At 62.3% G+C, this 14,869-nt stretch carries 14 protein-coding genes; 5 read left to right on the top strand and 9 right to left on the bottom strand.

Translation table 11 applies throughout. The annotated features are described in order from the left end of the window. Positions 1-6 precede the first annotated feature (6 nt). On the top strand, positions 7-897 hold the full coding sequence (locus DXY35_RS09975) for a DMT family transporter (RefSeq protein WP_115082163.1): 891 nt from the start codon (positions 7-9) through the stop codon (positions 895-897). A gap of 3 nt (positions 898-900) precedes the next feature. On the opposite strand, the gene DXY35_RS09970 is transcribed toward DXY35_RS09975, so the two are convergent. Beyond that, a complete protein-coding gene (locus DXY35_RS09970) occupies positions 901-1,362 on the bottom strand; it encodes a hypothetical protein (RefSeq protein ID WP_170950597.1) in 462 nt (153 codons plus the stop codon). Between the two features lie 22 nt (positions 1,363-1,384). Between DXY35_RS09970 and ruvA the strand changes: the two genes are divergently transcribed. The 3 genes from ruvA to DXY35_RS09955 are packed head-to-tail and all read left to right on the top strand — an operon-like array spanning position 1,385 to position 2,781. After that, on the top strand, positions 1,385-2,029 hold the full coding sequence (gene ruvA / locus DXY35_RS09965; protein WP_025362328.1) for a Holliday junction branch migration protein RuvA: 645 nt from the start codon (positions 1,385-1,387) through the stop codon (positions 2,027-2,029). A gap of 56 nt (positions 2,030-2,085) precedes the next feature. Continuing rightward, positions 2,086-2,355, top strand: a complete 270-nt coding sequence (gene rpsO / locus DXY35_RS09960; protein WP_006851408.1) for a 30S ribosomal protein S15 — start codon at positions 2,086-2,088, stop codon at positions 2,353-2,355. 12 nt (positions 2,356-2,367) lie between these two features. Next, complete coding sequence (locus tag DXY35_RS09955; protein WP_115082161.1) at positions 2,368-2,781, top strand: PAM68 family protein; 414 nt, start codon at positions 2,368-2,370, stop codon at positions 2,779-2,781. 28 nt (positions 2,782-2,809) lie between these two features. Here DXY35_RS09955 and DXY35_RS09950 read toward each other — a convergent pair whose 3' ends face one another. The 8 genes from DXY35_RS09950 to trpD all read right to left on the bottom strand — a co-directional run bounded on the left by DXY35_RS09950 (position 2,810) and on the right by trpD (position 12,904). Next, on the bottom strand, positions 2,810-6,328 hold the full coding sequence (locus tag DXY35_RS09950; protein WP_115082160.1) for a DNA polymerase III subunit alpha: 3,519 nt from the start codon (positions 6,326-6,328) through the stop codon (positions 2,810-2,812). Positions 6,329-6,398: 70 nt separating this feature from the next. Continuing rightward, a complete protein-coding gene (gatA, locus tag DXY35_RS09945) occupies positions 6,399-7,874 on the bottom strand; it encodes an Asp-tRNA(Asn)/Glu-tRNA(Gln) amidotransferase subunit GatA (protein WP_115082159.1) in 1,476 nt (491 codons plus the stop codon). A 28-nt stretch (positions 7,875-7,902) separates the two neighbouring features. Continuing rightward, on the bottom strand, positions 7,903-8,148 hold the full coding sequence (locus DXY35_RS09940; RefSeq protein WP_115082477.1) for a DUF1816 domain-containing protein: 246 nt from the start codon (positions 8,146-8,148) through the stop codon (positions 7,903-7,905). Positions 8,149-8,205: 57 nt separating this feature from the next. Then, positions 8,206-9,834: a 23S rRNA (guanosine(2251)-2'-O)-methyltransferase RlmB gene (gene rlmB, locus DXY35_RS09935; protein ID WP_115082158.1), complete on the bottom strand. Its 1,629-nt coding sequence runs from the start codon at positions 9,832-9,834 to the stop codon at positions 8,206-8,208. A 16-nt stretch (positions 9,835-9,850) separates the two neighbouring features. Then, positions 9,851-10,261, bottom strand: coding sequence for a Mini-ribonuclease 3 (locus DXY35_RS09930; protein WP_115082157.1), 411 nt, complete (start codon positions 10,259-10,261; stop codon positions 9,851-9,853). Next, complete coding sequence (locus DXY35_RS09925; protein ID WP_115082156.1) at positions 10,258-10,647, bottom strand: STAS domain-containing protein; 390 nt, start codon at positions 10,645-10,647, stop codon at positions 10,258-10,260. Before DXY35_RS09925 ends, DXY35_RS09930 begins: the two co-directional genes overlap by 4 nt. 42 nt (positions 10,648-10,689) lie before the next feature. Next, positions 10,690-11,850 (bottom strand): glutamine-hydrolyzing carbamoyl-phosphate synthase small subunit, encoded by a 1,161-nt coding sequence (gene carA, locus DXY35_RS09920; RefSeq protein ID WP_170950596.1) that lies wholly within the window; start codon positions 11,848-11,850, stop codon positions 10,690-10,692. A 7-nt stretch (positions 11,851-11,857) separates the two neighbouring features. After that, positions 11,858-12,904, bottom strand: coding sequence for an anthranilate phosphoribosyltransferase (gene trpD, locus DXY35_RS09915; protein ID WP_115082155.1), 1,047 nt, complete (start codon positions 12,902-12,904; stop codon positions 11,858-11,860). Positions 12,905-13,065: 161 nt separating this feature from the next. On the opposite strand from trpD, the gene DXY35_RS09910 reads away from it, so the two are divergent. After that, the gene (locus DXY35_RS09910) at positions 13,066-14,829 is read left to right on the top strand and encodes an ABC transporter ATP-binding protein (RefSeq protein ID WP_115082154.1); all 1,764 of its coding nucleotides are present in this window, start codon (positions 13,066-13,068) and stop codon (positions 14,827-14,829) included. The last annotated feature ends 40 nt before the right edge of the window (positions 14,830-14,869 follow it).

The following is a 14,869-nucleotide window of genomic DNA, read 5'->3' as shown; positions in this document are numbered from 1 at the left end:
ACAGCCATGGCCGAACCGCAGACCCCACAGCCCTGGTGGAACCGGGACTCGGTGCGGGGCAGCCGAGCCCTGATTCTGAGCTCCCTGGCCTTCAGCCTGATGACGGTCTGCGTCAAGCAACTGAACAGTCGGCTTCCGGTGGCAGAAATCGTGCTGTGCCGGGCCCTGATCAGCATCGTTCTGACCGCTGTAGGCCTGCACCTGGCCGGGGTCTCCCCGTGGGGCCAGCGACGGGGGCTGCTGGTGGCCCGGGGGGTGCTGGGCAGCTTGGCCCTGCTCTGCTTCTTCGAAGCGATTGACCAGCTGCCGCTCGCTTCAGCGACTGTGCTCCAGTACACCTACCCCACCTTCACCGCCGTGGCAGCGCTGTTGCTGCTGGGCGAGCCCCTGCGCCGACGCATCAGTGCAGCGGTTCTGCTGGGCTGGATCGGCGTCACCCTCGTGGTGCAACCGCAGTGGCTTACGGGAACAGCCCAACCTGCGCAACTGATCCCTGCCCTGATCGGCATTGGTGGCGCTCTGATGACCGCCCTGGCCTACGTGAGTGTGCGGCGGCTGTCGCAAACCGAGCACCCCTTGGTGATCATCCTCTATTTCCCGATGATCTCGGTTCCCCTGACCCTGCCCTGGGTTCTGCAGCAAGGGGTCTGGCCCCAAGGCATCGAATGGTTCTGGCTCCTGGGGGTCGGGGTGATGACCCAGCTGGGCCAGATCTGGGTGACCGAGGGCCTGCGCTGCCTGCCCGCCGCCCGAGCCACATCGATCAACTACGTGCAGGTGGTCTTTGCCGCAGGCTGGGGCTGGCTGTGGTTCGCAGAAACGATCAGTGCCTGGCAAGTGGGCGGCGGGATGCTGGTGCTGGCCGCCACCCTGATCAGCCTGTCGGCGCGACGTTAGAGCTCAGGCTTTGTCCAAACCCAGGGGGTACGTCAGCCAGGCCTGGCGGTCGTCGGATCCGCCTTTGGGTCTGGCCAGGCGCCAGCTCTGACCACGGGAGCCCCGCTGCAGAAACAGTTCAAACCGGCTATCCACCTGCACACGGTCGCCGGGGAGCTGCCAGTCGAAGCGGCCTGAAATCCTGAGGCCCTGCTCGTCACCAAGGGCAAAACTTTCCTGGTCCTCCACCCGCACCCGACTCACGCTTGGGGCGATGGGCATCGGGGTGAGATCGAGGGAGCTGGCAATGGCCGACTGGGTGAGCTGAATCTGCAGGGCCAGCGCTTCATTCAGGAGAGCCCGTGGCGGCTGAGATCCGTTGCATGCCGTCAGTGAAACCACGATCGATAGAACGCACAGCACCTGAAGCAAACGGCGCACAACGCGCTTGAAAGCAGAGACAGGCAATGACAGCTGCGGCAACATGACGCGGTTGAAACCTCTCCCCATGATCGGCTGGCTGCAAGGACGACCGATGGAGTGCTGGACTCAAGGCAACCGTAGCGGCGTTCTGCTGCTCTGCGGTGGGGTCGGATATGAGGTGCACCTGACCGAGCGACATCAGCAGAACCTTCCGGCGGATGGCGACCTGAACCTGTGGATTCATCAGGTGCAGCGGGAGGACGGCAGCAGCCTCTACGGCTTTCCCCTGCGCCAGGAGCGGGATCTGTTCCGGCTGCTGATCAGCGTCAGCGGTGTGGGCCCCCAGGCCGGTCTGGCGCTGATGCAGGAATGCAAACCCCAGGAGTTGGTGGAAGCGATCAGCAGCGGTGATCTGCGTCGCCTCTGCAAGGCGCAGGGCATCGGCAAACGCACCGCTGAGCGTTTGGCGGTGGAACTCAGGGCCTCGATTGCGGCCTTCGCAGGCGTGGATCCCGCCCCATCGCTGGCGGAAGGCGTCAGCTCGGAGCAGATGCCAGCAAGCGGTGCCGACGTAGAAGCGACCCTCTCGATGCTGGGCTACGACGATCTGGAAATCCGTCGAGCCATCCGTGCGATCGCTGAGGGCGCCGATGGCCAACCGCCTGCTGGAGACGACCAGGACGCCTGGCTGCGGGGCTGCCTGCAATGGCTGAGCCGCGAATCTGCCTGAGCCGCCCCACGCGAAGGTAAGCTGGTTGTTTGCACTGACAGGGCCGCCCCCCGCGCATGTCGCTTGATACCACCGAGAAGCAGCAGCTGATCAACACCCACCAGACCCACGGCACCGACACCGGTTCTGCCGAGGTCCAGGTGGCCATGCTGAGTGAGCGGATCAACCGTCTCAGCAGCCACCTGCAGAACAACATCCATGACTTCTCCTCACGGCAGGGGCTGCTCAAGATGATTGGCCGCCGCAAGCGCCTGCTGAGCTACATGCGCAGCAAGAGCGAGCAACGCTACGCCGACACGATCGCCAAACTGGGCATCCGCGGCTGATCGACGTCCCCCATGCCTGAGCAACGCAACGCCCTCCCCTTTGAGCCCAAAGGGTCTGGGAAGGGAAGCAAGCCTGCTTCAGGGACGCCTCGGCAGGAAGCCATTCCTCGCTACGTGGCCGATCGCATGGCTCGCCGGGTTGCTGTGTTCACAGGACTCCCGTCCCTCGCCGGGATGGGAGTTTTTGTTGGCAGTTATTTCGTCGTCACCCGTGGCATCGCCGATATCGCTCCAGGGCTCACGCTGACGGGCTCCGGCCTGTTTTTCCTCCTGGGTCTGGTGGGCCTCAGCGTTGGCGTGTTGACCGCCAGCTGGGATCCCGAACCGGGTTCTCTGCTTGGCTTCGAGAACTTCAAGCCGAACATTCAGCGGATGAAGGAGTCGATCCGGGCCCAGAAGCAGCAGCAACAGCAATCGAAGTCCTGATCCAATTCTGTGGATCAGGCCTTCCTGATCAGGTGAGCACCAGACGGTCGCTGCACCGGGCTTCAAAGGACTGGGTGCGCAGTGACGCGATCGCTGCATCAACGTCTTTGACGCAGAACTGGGAACCGAGTCGCACATAGCGAACGCTGTCGCCGTGGCACACCTCGGCGACCACAGGCACCTTCACTCCCAGCTCATCCCGCTCAGGGCGATGTTGGTTCAGGCATTCCCGCAGCTTGTGCTGAATGGCAATGTCGCTGGCCTGATCGGAGGGGAGCTGAACCAGCAGCAGATTGAGCTCATCGACGGCGCGGCAGTCGTCAATGATCAGCTGCACGCGCTCGTCACGGCGATCAACCCCAGCCCACACCAAGAGGCGGGCTTCAGCCATCAGGTGATCTGCGAGGCGCGCGTAACTCTTGGGAAACACCACCGCTTCGCAACTTCCGGTGAGATCCTCAAGCTGCAGGATCGCCATGCGATCGCCCTTACGGGTGGTGACCTGGCGCATTTCAGCCACCATCGCAATGGCACTCACCTTGGCTTTGTCGGGCTGTTCCTCCAAGGAACCCAGACCGATGGGGGCCAGCAACTTCGACGAGGGGGTTAGCTGTTTAAGTGGGTGATCGGAGAGGTAGAAGCCCACCAGATCTTTTTCAAGACGAAGCTTTTCGGTTGGGGGATAGTCCGGCACCGGCGCCGCCTTGGGTGCATGGCTGAGATCCGCCGGCCCATCGGCATCGGCCGCAGGAGCCATCAGATCAAAGAGGTTGCCCTGGCCGCTGTCTCGGTCTTTGGCCCGCGAGGAGGCCCAGTCGAGCAGCAGATCAAGATCTGCCATCAACTGAGCACGGTTGGCCTGCGGATCCATGGCATCCAGGGCACCGCAGTGAATCAACGACTCCAGACCACGGCGGTTGAGCACCGAGGACGGGATCCGGTCACACAGATCCGCCAGGGAACGGAAAGGCCCATCGCTATCGCGGGCAGCGATCAATTGACGGATCGCACCATCACCAAGGTTGCGAACGGCGGAAAGGCCGAACAGGATCCGATCGCCGTTGGGGGTGAAATCGGTGAGCGAGGCATTCACATCCGGGGGCATCACCTCAATCCCCATCGCATTGCAATTGGAGATGTAGCGCTGCACTTTGTCGGCGGCTCCGGCATTCACCGTGAGCAGGGCCGCCATGTAAGCGACCGGGTAATGCGCTTTCAGGTAGGCCGTCTGATATGTGACGGCGCCATAGGCCGTGGAATGGCTCTTGTTGAAGCAGTATTCAGCGAAGAGAACCATCTGGTCGAACAGTTCGTCGGCGACCTTTTCATCAACGCCGCGCTCTCCAGCACCCTGAACGAAGATGCCGCGGTGCTTCTGCATCTCGGACACTTTTTTCTTGCCCATCGCCCGCCGGAGCAGATCGGCCTGCCCCAGGGAGTAACCGGCCAGATCCTGCGCGATCCGCATGATCTGTTCCTGGTACACCATGATCCCGTACGTCTCGGACAGGATCGGCTCAAGAATCGCGTGGGCGAAGTCGATCGCCTCCCGGCCGTGCTTGCGGTTGATGAATTTGGGAATCAGGCCAGCATCGAGAGGCCCCGGTCTGTAGAGGGCAAGGATCGAGGAGATGTCTTCCAGGGATGACGGCTTGAGATCACGCACGATCTGCCGCATTCCGCTGGATTCCAACTGGAAGATCCCCTCGAGATCACCTCTCGCCAGAAGGGCAAAGGTCTCTTCATCCTGGGGCGGCAGTTTGTCAGGATCGACACGGGTGCCACTGCTCACCTCCACCAGTTCGAGGGTCTTTTCGATCATCGTGAGGTTCTTCAACCCCAGGAAATCCATCTTCAACAGACCCATGGATTCGACGTCTTCCATGAAGTACTGGGTGATCACCTGACCATCGTTGTTGCGCTGCAACGGCACCAGTTCGTCGAGGGGATCAGCAGCGATAACCACACCAGCTGCGTGAACACCAAAGGTTTTGTTGGTGCCTTCAATCCGCATTGCCATGTCCACCCAACGCTTCACCGTTGGATCCGCCTCGTACTTCTCGCGGAACTCGGGGTTGGGTGATTCCTCGCCGATCATCGCCTTGAGCTTGGCGGGCTTGCCGCGAACCACCGGGATCAGCTTCGCCAGACGGTCAGCATCCCCGTAGGGAATGTCGAGCACCCGGGCCACATCCTTCAAAACCGCCTTGGACGTCATCCGGTTGAAGGTGATGATCTGCGCCACCTTGTCCTCGCCGTAGCGTTCGGTGACATAGTCGATCACCTCACCACGACGCTCGATGCAGAAGTCGGTGTCGATATCAGGCATCGACTTGCGTTCCGGATTGAGGAAGCGCTCGAACAGCAGGCAGTTGGTGATCGGATCGATGTTGGTGATCCCCAGGCAGTACGCGACGAGCGACCCTGCGGCGGAGCCACGACCCGGACCGACGGGAATGTTCTGTTCCCGGGCAAAACGGATGTAATCCCAGACCACCAGGAAGTAAGTGGGAAATCCCATCTGCTCCATGATCTTGAGCTCATGGGCCATGCGCTCGGCATAGTCGTTGGGCAAGGCAGCATCAGGGCTGAGCTCGAGCCGATCCCGCAATCCCTGCTCGGTCACTTCCCTCAGGTAGCTGACGGGGGTATGGCCCTCGGGAATCGGGAAGCGGGGCATTTGATAGCGCCCAAGAATGTCGTAAGGCTCCACCTTCTCGGCCACCTTGACGGTGTTGGCGATCGCCTCCTGAACCACCTCAGGCTCGAGGTGATCCCCGAAGAGAAGGCCCATCTCCTCTTCGGTTTTGATGTATTCGGTGCCGGTGTAACGCAGCCGCTTCTCATCGGTAATCAGCTTGCCGGTGAGCACGCAAAGCAAGGCATCGTGGGCTTCAACGTCCTGCTTGCTCAGGTAGTGGGCATCGTTGGTGGCAACGATCTGAATGCCGAGCTCCTTGGCAATTTTGACGATCTCAACGTTGACGATCCGATCTTCCGGGGATCCGTGATCCTGGATCTCGAGGTAGTAGTCGTCGCCGAAAACCTCCTGATACCAAGCCGCCACCTTGCGAGCCACATCGGGGCGACCCCGCAGAATCGCCTGGGCGATCTCACCGCCGAGGCAGGCCGTGGCGATGATCAGGCCTTCGCTGTGTTGCTTCAGCAGTTCCTTGTCGATGCAGGCACGGGAGAAAATCCCGCGTCCCCGCATCCCCCGCAGGTGGCTGATGCTGGTGAGCTTCACGAGATTGCGGTAACCCGTGGCGTTTTTCGCCAGCACCACCAGGTGATATCGCTTCTCCTTCTTGGGTTGCGGGTCGTCAATGGACCCATTGATCACATACATCTCATTGCCGATGATCGGCTTGAGATCTGAACCCTGACAGAGCTTCAGCAGTTCAATCGCGCCGTACATCACGCCGTGATCCGTCAGGGCGATGGCAGGCATGCCCAGCTGCTTCGCCCGCTCCACCATGGCCGGCAACTGCGACGCACCGTCCAGAAGGCTGTAGTCGCTGTGGTTGTGGAGAGGAACGAAAGCCATAGGGTCAGACTAGGACCCGACGCAAGATCCAGCGTTCAGGGGGAACACAACCCCCCATATGTGGCGCAGATCAGGGAACCAGTGCAGCTTCCGGGCGTGACGCAAACACCTGAGCGGCCTGCTCGTACTGATGCGCCACCTGAAGCAGACGCGGTTCATCCAACACATTGCCGATCAGCTGCATCCCGATCGGCAGACCCGCCGCGCTGAATCCACAGGGAACACTGATGGCCGGAAGTCCAGCAAGGTTGACCGGAATCGTCAGCAGGTCAGCCAGATACATCGCCAGCGGGTCGTCGGCGTGGGCGCCAGCCTTGAAGGCCGTGGACGGCGCTGTTGGCGTCAGCAGCACATCAACACTCTGGAAGGCCGCATCAAAATCCCGCCGGATCAGGGTGCGCACCTGCTGCGCCTTTTTGTAGTAGGCATCGACATATCCGGCGGACAGGGCGTAGGTGCCGATCAGGATTCGCCGTTGCACCTCAGCGCCAAATCCTTCAGCACGGCTTCGCGCCGTCATCGCGGCAAGGCTCTCGGCGTCTTCGGCACGGAAGCCATATTTGACACCGTCGTACCGCGCCAGGTTGGCCGACGCCTCAGATGGTGCGATCACGTAGTAGGTGGCGATGCCGTCGTTGAACCGGGGGCAGCTCACCTCCACCAGTTCAGCGCCGAGAGCCTCCAGCTGGGCAGCAGAGGCCTGCACCGATACCTTCACCTCGGGATCGAGGCCTTCGGCATCGAAGCACTCCTTGATCACCCCCACCTTGAGCCCCTTGATGGACTGGTTGAGGCCGGCGCTGAAATCGGGAACCGCTGCATCAAGGCAAGTGGAATCGCGGGGGTCGGGTCCGGCAATCACCTGGAGCAGTTCGGCCACATCAACAACGCTGCCGGCGAAGGGACCCACCTGATCCAGAGAGCTGGCGAAGGCCACCAGGCCCCAACGGCTGACGCGGCCGTAGGTGGGCTTGAGGCCCACCACACCACAGAACGACGCCGGTTGGCGGATGGAGCCACCGGTGTCGGAACCAAGCGAAGCGACGCAACTGCCGGCGGCGACGGCCGCTGCACTGCCACCGGAGCTTCCACCCGGCACATGGGCGGTGTTCCAGGGGTTCTGTGTGGCCCCAAATGCGGACGTTTCGGTTGAGCCACCCATGGCGAACTCATCCAGATTTGTCTTGCCCACCAACACACCACCGGCCTGCCAGAGCCGCTCGGTGACCGTGGATTCATAGGGCGGCACGAACTGCTCGAGCATGCGGCTGGAACAGGTGGTGCGAACACCTTTGGTGCAGAGGTTGTCCTTGATGGCCAGCGGCAATCCCGCCAGGGGGCCGAGCGTCTCGCCAGCGGCCCGGGCTTCATCGATGCGGGACGCCTCAGCACGGGCCTGATCGGCCGTGACTTCAACAAAGGCGTTCAGCGAAGGCTCAGAACTTTCGAGCCGCTTGAGGTGCTGATCAACGAGCTCGCGGGAGGAAACCTCGCCGCTCTGCAGTTGCTGACGCCACGCGCTGATCGTCATGTCCCTGCGATCCATTGCAGCAAGGACGCTATCAGCCGCAGGATCAGCCCTCAGCTGAGATGGTGAGGGGCTCGGAGCGCCGGGTCCGCAGCAGGGAATGGCTGATCGACTGGGGTTGCTCCGACTTGACGTCGTCCAGGAAGGCACTGAGCTCGCTCTCCAGCCCCTTGCGGGTGATGAAAGGTCCGAACCAGTAGGTCACATCAGGGCCTGACGTCTGAACGCGAGACCACCAAGCGACTCCAAAGCCATTGGCAAGGCTGCGCAGCGGCCGAATCAGGGGACTCATGGGAGGAACAAGACCTCGGGGCATTGTGCCCCGAGATCTTGGTCAACCGCGCTGTTTTCAGGGAGATAGCTGGATGTTCTGATCGAACGGCAGGGCAGCATCCGGCTGCGATGGGTTCAGATCCAGGTCAATCCGCTGTTCAGGGGCCTTCTCCACAGGAGCTTCAGGCTGTTCAGGCGAAGCAAGCTGTTCAGGCGAAGCAAGCTGTTCGGGCGAAGCGGGCTGTTCAGACGAAACAGGTTGTTCAGCCACAACAGGCGATTCAGCATCGGCAAGCTTGGGCCTGCGAATCGGCGGCGACGGTGCCTGGCCGTGAATGTCCTTCATCCAGTTGCGCCGTGCCACTTCATAGACGCACAGGGCTGTGGCGACGGAGGCATTCAGGCTCGGTGTGATGCCCCGCAGCGGGATGCGAACCAACTGGTCGCAATGGCGCCGGGTCATCAGCGACAGGCCCTGGTCCTCGGATCCGGTGACCAGCACCATCGGCCCACTGAGGTCGACATCGGTGAGGGTCACATCCCCTTCAGCGGCAAGGCCCACCACCCTGTAGCCGGCGTCTTTGAGCTTTTCCAGGGAGCGATTGAGGTTGACCACGCGTGCCACCGGCAGGTGTTCCAGGGCTCCGGCGGCCACCTTGGCGGCGGAACCGGTCAAGCCAGCACTGCGGCGCTGGGGGATCACCACGCCATGGGCTCCCATGGCTTCAGCGGAGCGAACAACCGCCCCGAGGTTGTGGGGGTCGGTGACACCGTCCAGGGCCACCAACAGGGGGGATTCCCCCAGATCCGAGCAGCCCTCGATGAGGCTGTCGAGATCAAGGGTTTCCGCTGCCGCCGTCTGCAGGGCGATGCCCTGGTGAACGGACCCACCTGTGATCTGTCCCAACCGGGCCCAGGTCACCTCTTCCACGAGAACGCCCGAGGCCTTGGCATCGCGCAGGAGCTGGAGGAATTTGGAGGCACTGCGCATCTCGGCAGTGCACCAGATGCGATGGATCGGGCGTCCGGCCTCCAACGCAGCCTGGGTGGCATGACGCCCCCAGATCAGATCGTCCGCTGGCGGGGTGGCCGCTGCAGCCTCCGGGGCTGCATCCGGCCGCTGAGGACGAGCCTCGTCGAAGCGGGATCTGGGGCGCTGGGACGGTTGGCGCCGTTCATCCCCGGAGCGACGGCGGTCGCCGAACCGATCGTTGCGATCGCGAAAACGTCCAGGCCCTGAGCGTTCGTTTTGATAGCCCGAGCGGGGCGCGTTCTGATCTCGGTCGAAGGAACGGGAGCGGTTGCCGAAACGCTCTTTCGGGCGATCACCGAAACGTTCTCCAGTTCGATCACCGGATCGATCAGCGGCGCGATCACCGAAACGCTCCTCAGACCGCTTCTTTAACCGATAACCGGGTCGATCACCAGAGCGCTCACCAAACCGATTGCCGGGTCGATCGCCACCTCGCGACTGGTCCCACTCTCCATCCCGTGGAGCGCGTCGTTCGCGATAACCGCCGCCATCACGCCCAGGTTTGGCATAGGGGGAACGACCGCCGTCGGAACGGCGGTTGCCAGGCATGGGGCGGCCATTGCCGGAACGGCCCATCGACGAGCGCCCCCCTGCCGGTCGTCCACTGCCACCAGGCCCCGAACGGCCATCGCGGGATGGGCCGCTGGAGCGGCGTTCAAAGCGAGGGCTCATGGTGTGCGAGGCAACGTTATGGGTTGGATCCGGCTTGCTCCAAGTGATCGAAGAGCTCCGCAAGCCGGGCTGGATTGTTCAGAAACAGCCAGCCCACCATTGTCTCAAACCCTGTGGCCCTTCCATAAACCGCAGCGTCTGCGCGCCGTGACCCCCGCCCGGCACTGTTGCGACCCCGCCGCACCAGATCGAGTTCTTCTGAACAGAGGAGCTCGCGTTCTTCCAGCCAGCTCAACAAGCGGGACTGGGCGTCAGCACGAACATCAGCCACGACAGCGCGATGCAGGTCGTCAGAACGTCCTGGCCTCGACCCATGGCGTAGCCGTTGATGCAGCTCCCACACGGCATCACCAATCCAAGCCAGTTGCAATGGTCCCAGCTGTTCGTTGGTGTCCCGGGGAGACTGGCTTCGAATCCAATCGCTCAAGCGGCCAACTGGTTGAGGGCTGTGGGCAGATCCTCCACCAGATGAAGGAACTCCTCAAGACGCACCAACTTGATCGTTTGCGTCACCCTTGAGTTCCCCACCAGCACAAACGAGCGCTTGGCATCCGTGCATTGCTTAGCCAGCTGAACCAAAGCCCCAAGGCCGGATGAATCGAGGAAATCGATCTTGCTGAGATCGAGAACAGAAGGAAGCTTGTTGGCCTTCAAAACATCACCCACGTACTCCATGAACTGCTTCTCGGAGTACGCATCCAGCTGACCGGTGAAATGAAACACCAAACAGCCGTCTTTCTGTTCGAATCCGCCCCGGAGAGAGACGGTCAGTCGCTGCAGTTCGCTGATGGGATCAATCCCCCCAGGCATCATCGGCACGAAGTGTAGTGATGGTGAGCGTTGGCTACCACCTCATCAACGGCGATCGGCCATCAGCGTCACAAAGCGGGCGAAATGATTGTCGGCGTCATGGGGGCCCGGACTCGCTTCTGGGTGGTACTGCACCCCGAACACCGGCTTCTGACGGTGGGCGATCGCTGCCACGGTGCGGTCGTTCAGATTGAAATGGGTGACGTCGATGACGTCTGAATCCAGAGAATCAGCGGAGAGGGCAAAGCCGTGGTTCTGACTGGTGATTTCAACCTGGCCTGTGGTGCCACAGGGATGGTTCAAGCCGCGGTGGCCATAGGGCAGCTTGAACGTCTCTCCGCCCAGGGCCAGACCAAGGATCTGATGGCCCAGGCAGATGCCGAACAGGGGTAGATCGGATTCCTCCAGCAACAACTTGGCCAGGGCGATACCACGGGTCACCGCTGCCGGGTCGCCAGGCCCGTTGGACAGGAAGACGCCGTCCGGGCGATGGGAACGAACCGTCTCCAGATCCGTGTCTGCCGGCAGAACCGTGACATCACAACCATGGGCGACCAATCGATCGAGGATGGCGCGCTTGATGCCGAAATCGATGGCGACAACGCGGAAGGGCGCGTCGCTGCGGCGCTGCAAACGCTGATCGAAGCCAACACTGCAGGCCTGATTCCACTGATAGGGCTCACGGGTTGTGACGCGGTCCGCCAGGTTCAACCCCTGCATCGACGGGGCCTGCTTCAGGAGCTCAAGCAACTGCGCCGGGGTCTGGCCGTCACTGCTGATCACGCCATTCATGGCCCCCACCTCACGCAGGTGACGCACCAGGGCACGGGTGTCCAAACCGCTGATGCCCACCAGCTGGTGGGTCTGCATCCAGCTCTCAAGGGACTGTTCACAGCGCCAGTTGCTTGGAACTGGGGCCAGCTGGCGGGCAATCACGCCACGGGCATGGGGGCGATCAGCTTCTTGATCGTCAGCATTCACCCCGGTGTTGCCGAGTTCGGGATAGGTGAAGCTCACCAGCTGCCCGGCATAGGAGGGGTCTGTCAGCACCTCCTGGTAACCGGTCATGCCGGTGTTGAACACCACCTCACCGATGGTGGTGCCGCGATGGCCGAAGCCGACACCGGTGAGAACCGTGCCATCGGCAAGGACGAGATAAGCCTTGTCTGATGGGGAATCGGGCATCGAAGGGCCGCCGCAGGTCATCAGTCACTCATTCTCCATCTCCGTCGGACAGGGCATCCCGCAGAGCCACAAGCTTGTCCCAGGCCTTGCCCTCATTGAGAACAGCCAGAGCCTGAGCAACAGCAGCCGGCAGATCGCTTTGCAACCCGGCAGCCCAGAGCACCAGGGCTGTGTTGAAGGCCACAACCTCCGTCTGCGCCAGGGATCCCTGCCCCTGCAGAACGTTCTGAAGGATCTGCTGGTTCACCGCGCAGTCACCACCGCGCAGCTGATCGAGACCAGCACGGGTGAGGCCCAGATCTTCAGGGGAAACCTCCTTTGTGGTGATGCCCCCGGGTTCGATCAGACGCAAGGCATTGGGCCCCGCCAAGGAGGCCTCATCGAGGCCTCCAGCGCCATGAACCACCACGGCACGGCTCAAGCCCAAGTGCTGCAGAGCGCCCGCCATGGGGTCGAGAAGTTCCGGACGCGCAACACCAAGAACCTGGGCCTGGGGCTGCAGCGGATTGACCAGAGGACCCAACAGGTTGAACACCGTGCGGACCCCCAGGCTGCGTCGCAGCGGCGCCAGATTCACAAGAGCTGGATGCCAGGCGGGAGCGAACAGGAAGGTGACACCGGTTCCCGGCAAAGCGTCGACCACCTTGTTCAACGCTGCCTTGAGGTTGAGGCCGAGCCCTTCGAGCACGTCGGCTGAACCCACTTTGCCGCTGGCGCTGCGGTTGCCGTGCTTGGCCACATTGACCCCGCAGGCGGCGGCGGTAAAGGCGACCGCCGTGGAGATGTTGAAGGTGTCGGCACCATCACCACCGGTGCCGCAGGTGTCGACCATGGCCAGATCGGGCCGGGGGCAGGGAAGGGGGCAGGCCTCGAGCAGGACAGCCGCCATGGCCGCCAGCTCATCGGCCACCATCCCCTTGGCGCGCAGTCCAGCCAGGAACGCCCCGGTCTGCACGGGCTCGAGCTCTTCGGCCAGCCAGGCACGCATGAGGGCAGTGGCCTCATCGGAGCTGAGGTTGTTGCCCTGCAGCAGATGGTCCAAGCAACCGGACCAGGAACGCGGGTCTGAAGACATGGAGGGGGGCTGGCAGTAAAAAACCCGGGGTGCGAGGCACGCCGGGCCGGGTGATGGGGACAGTCCCACTATCCCCCAGATCAACGGATAACGACCAGTCAACGACCAGCCGTTGAAGCCGGATGCCTAGGTTGGCCTGCCAACGGGACCCACGAGCTCGCATGGCCGCCCTTCGTCTCGATCTGATCGGCCGCTATCTGCGTCCCCACCGCCGCACGGTGCTGCTGGGAGCCATCGCTCTAGTGGTGGTCAACGTTCTGCGGGTCACGATCCCGATGGAAGTGCGCAGCGTTGTGGACGAGCTCCAGGAGGGATTCAGTTACGCCGGAGTCCTGCGCCAGGCGGGATGGGTTGTGCTGCTCGCCAGCACCATGGGGGTGATCCGGCTGGCCTCGCGACAACTCATCTTCGGCGTGGGCCGGCAAGTGGAGGTGGATCTGCGTCAGCGCCTGTTCGAGCACATGCTCCGCCAGGAACCTGATTGGATTCAGAGCAAAGGCAGCGGTGAAGTGATCAGTCGCGCCACCAGCGATGTGGAAAACATCCGGCGCCTGCTCGGATTCGCGATTCTCAGTCTGACCAACACGCTGCTGGCCTATGCGCTTACGCTGCCTGCGATGTTGGCCATCGATCCGTGGCTGACCCTGGCCGCCGTCGGGCTTTACCCCGTGATGCTCAGCACCGTGCGCCTGTTCGGTGGGCGCATGATGCGTCAGAAGCGTGCGCAGCAGGAAGAACTCTCCGCCCTCAGCAACCTGATTCAGGAGGATCTCTCGGGAATCGGGGCCATCAAGATCTACGGCCAGGAGGGAGCAGAACAGCAGGCCTTTGCCACGCGCAATCGCCGCTACCGCGACAGTGCCATTCAGCTGGCGAGAACACAAAGCACTCTGTTCCCGCTGCTTCAGGGCATTTCCTCCCTCTCGGTTCTTTTGCTGCTGGCCATCGGCAGCGGTCAGCTCGAAGCCGGTCGTCTGAGCATTGGAGGACTGGTGGCTCTGATCCTTTATGTGGAGCAGCTCGTCTTCCCAACGGCACTGCTGGGATTCACGCTCAACACCTTCCAGACCGGCCAGGTGAGCCTCGAGCGGGTTGAGGAGCTACTGAAACGGGAACCAAAGATCAAAGACCCTGATCCCTCTGATGCTCAGCCCCGGCCAACGACCGAACGCCGGGGGCGTTTTGAAGCCCGCGGCCTGACGGTTCAGTACCAGGGCGCAGAGCAGAACACCCTCAATGGCCTGAGCTTCTGCATCGAGCCTGGAGAGTTGGTGGCTGTTGTCGGGGCCGTGGGCTGCGGCAAGACCACCCTGGCTCGGGCCTTCGGTCGGATGGTTCCACTGGAACCGGGACAGCTGTTCCTGGATGGTGTGGATGTCACCCAGATGCCCCTGAAGAGGTTGCGCCGTGACGTGGCGATCGTTCCCCAGGAGGGCTTTCTGTTCACCAGCACCCTGGCGGACAACCTGCGCTATGGCGACCCTGACGCCAGTGATCAGCGGGTTGAACTGGCGGCAGAGCAAGCCCGCCTGGCTGATGACGTGAAGGGCTTCCCCGATGGTTTCGGAACCATCGTTGGCGAACGCGGCATCACCTTGAGTGGTGGTCAGCGTCAACGCACAGCTCTGGGCCGGGCTCTGCTGATGTCGGCGCCGGTGTTGGTCCTCGACGACGCCTTGGCCAGCGTTGACAACAACACGGCCGCGGCGATTCTGGATTCGATCCGAGCTCAGGACGACCGGACGATCGTGATGATCAGCCATCAACTTTCAGCCGCAGCAGCCTGTGATCGCATCCTGGTGATGGAGAACGGACGCATCGTTCAACAGGGCCACCACAATGCCTTGATTCAGCAGCCGGGTTTGTACAAACGGCTTTGGGAGCGTCAGCAGGCGTCGCAACAACTGGATGCGTTGGCTTCCTGAAGAATCTCCGGGCGGTTTCTGACAACACCAACGTTTGTGG

The organism is Synechococcus sp. N32 (assembly GCF_900473895.1).
In the GTDB taxonomy this organism is placed as follows: Bacteria; Cyanobacteriota; Cyanobacteriia; order PCC-6307; family Cyanobiaceae; genus Parasynechococcus.
Note: the sequence above shows the minus strand (reverse complement) of the source record. Positions and strands in the feature narration are given on the sequence as shown.

What these genes read in the sequence shown, in the direction of transcription:
- rpsO (WP_006851408.1), top strand. Translation starts at nt 2,086, where the DNA reads ATGTCGCTTGATACCACCGAGAAGCAGCAGCTGATCAACACCCACCAG.
- trpD (WP_115082155.1), bottom strand. Translation starts at nt 12,904, where the DNA reads ATGTCTTCAGACCCGCGTTCCTGGTCCGGTTGCTTGGACCATCTGCTG.
- DXY35_RS09955 (WP_115082161.1), top strand. Translation starts at nt 2,368, where the DNA reads ATGCCTGAGCAACGCAACGCCCTCCCCTTTGAGCCCAAAGGGTCTGGG.
- DXY35_RS09940 (WP_115082477.1), bottom strand. Translation starts at nt 8,148, where the DNA reads ATGAGTCCCCTGATTCGGCCGCTGCGCAGCCTTGCCAATGGCTTTGGA.
- DXY35_RS09910 (WP_115082154.1), top strand. Translation starts at nt 13,066, where the DNA reads ATGGCCGCCCTTCGTCTCGATCTGATCGGCCGCTATCTGCGTCCCCAC.
- carA (WP_170950596.1), bottom strand. Translation starts at nt 11,850, where the DNA reads ATGACCTGCGGCGGCCCTTCGATGCCCGATTCCCCATCAGACAAGGCT.
- DXY35_RS09970 (WP_170950597.1), bottom strand. Translation starts at nt 1,362, where the DNA reads ATGTTGCCGCAGCTGTCATTGCCTGTCTCTGCTTTCAAGCGCGTTGTG.
- ruvA (WP_025362328.1), top strand. Translation starts at nt 1,385, where the DNA reads ATGATCGGCTGGCTGCAAGGACGACCGATGGAGTGCTGGACTCAAGGC.
- gatA (WP_115082159.1), bottom strand. Translation starts at nt 7,874, where the DNA reads ATGGATCGCAGGGACATGACGATCAGCGCGTGGCGTCAGCAACTGCAG.
- DXY35_RS09925 (WP_115082156.1), bottom strand. Translation starts at nt 10,647, where the DNA reads ATGATGCCTGGGGGGATTGATCCCATCAGCGAACTGCAGCGACTGACC.
- DXY35_RS09950 (WP_115082160.1), bottom strand. Translation starts at nt 6,328, where the DNA reads ATGGCTTTCGTTCCTCTCCACAACCACAGCGACTACAGCCTTCTGGAC.
- DXY35_RS09975 (WP_115082163.1), top strand. Translation starts at nt 7, where the DNA reads ATGGCCGAACCGCAGACCCCACAGCCCTGGTGGAACCGGGACTCGGTG.
- rlmB (WP_115082158.1), bottom strand. Translation starts at nt 9,834, where the DNA reads ATGAGCCCTCGCTTTGAACGCCGCTCCAGCGGCCCATCCCGCGATGGC.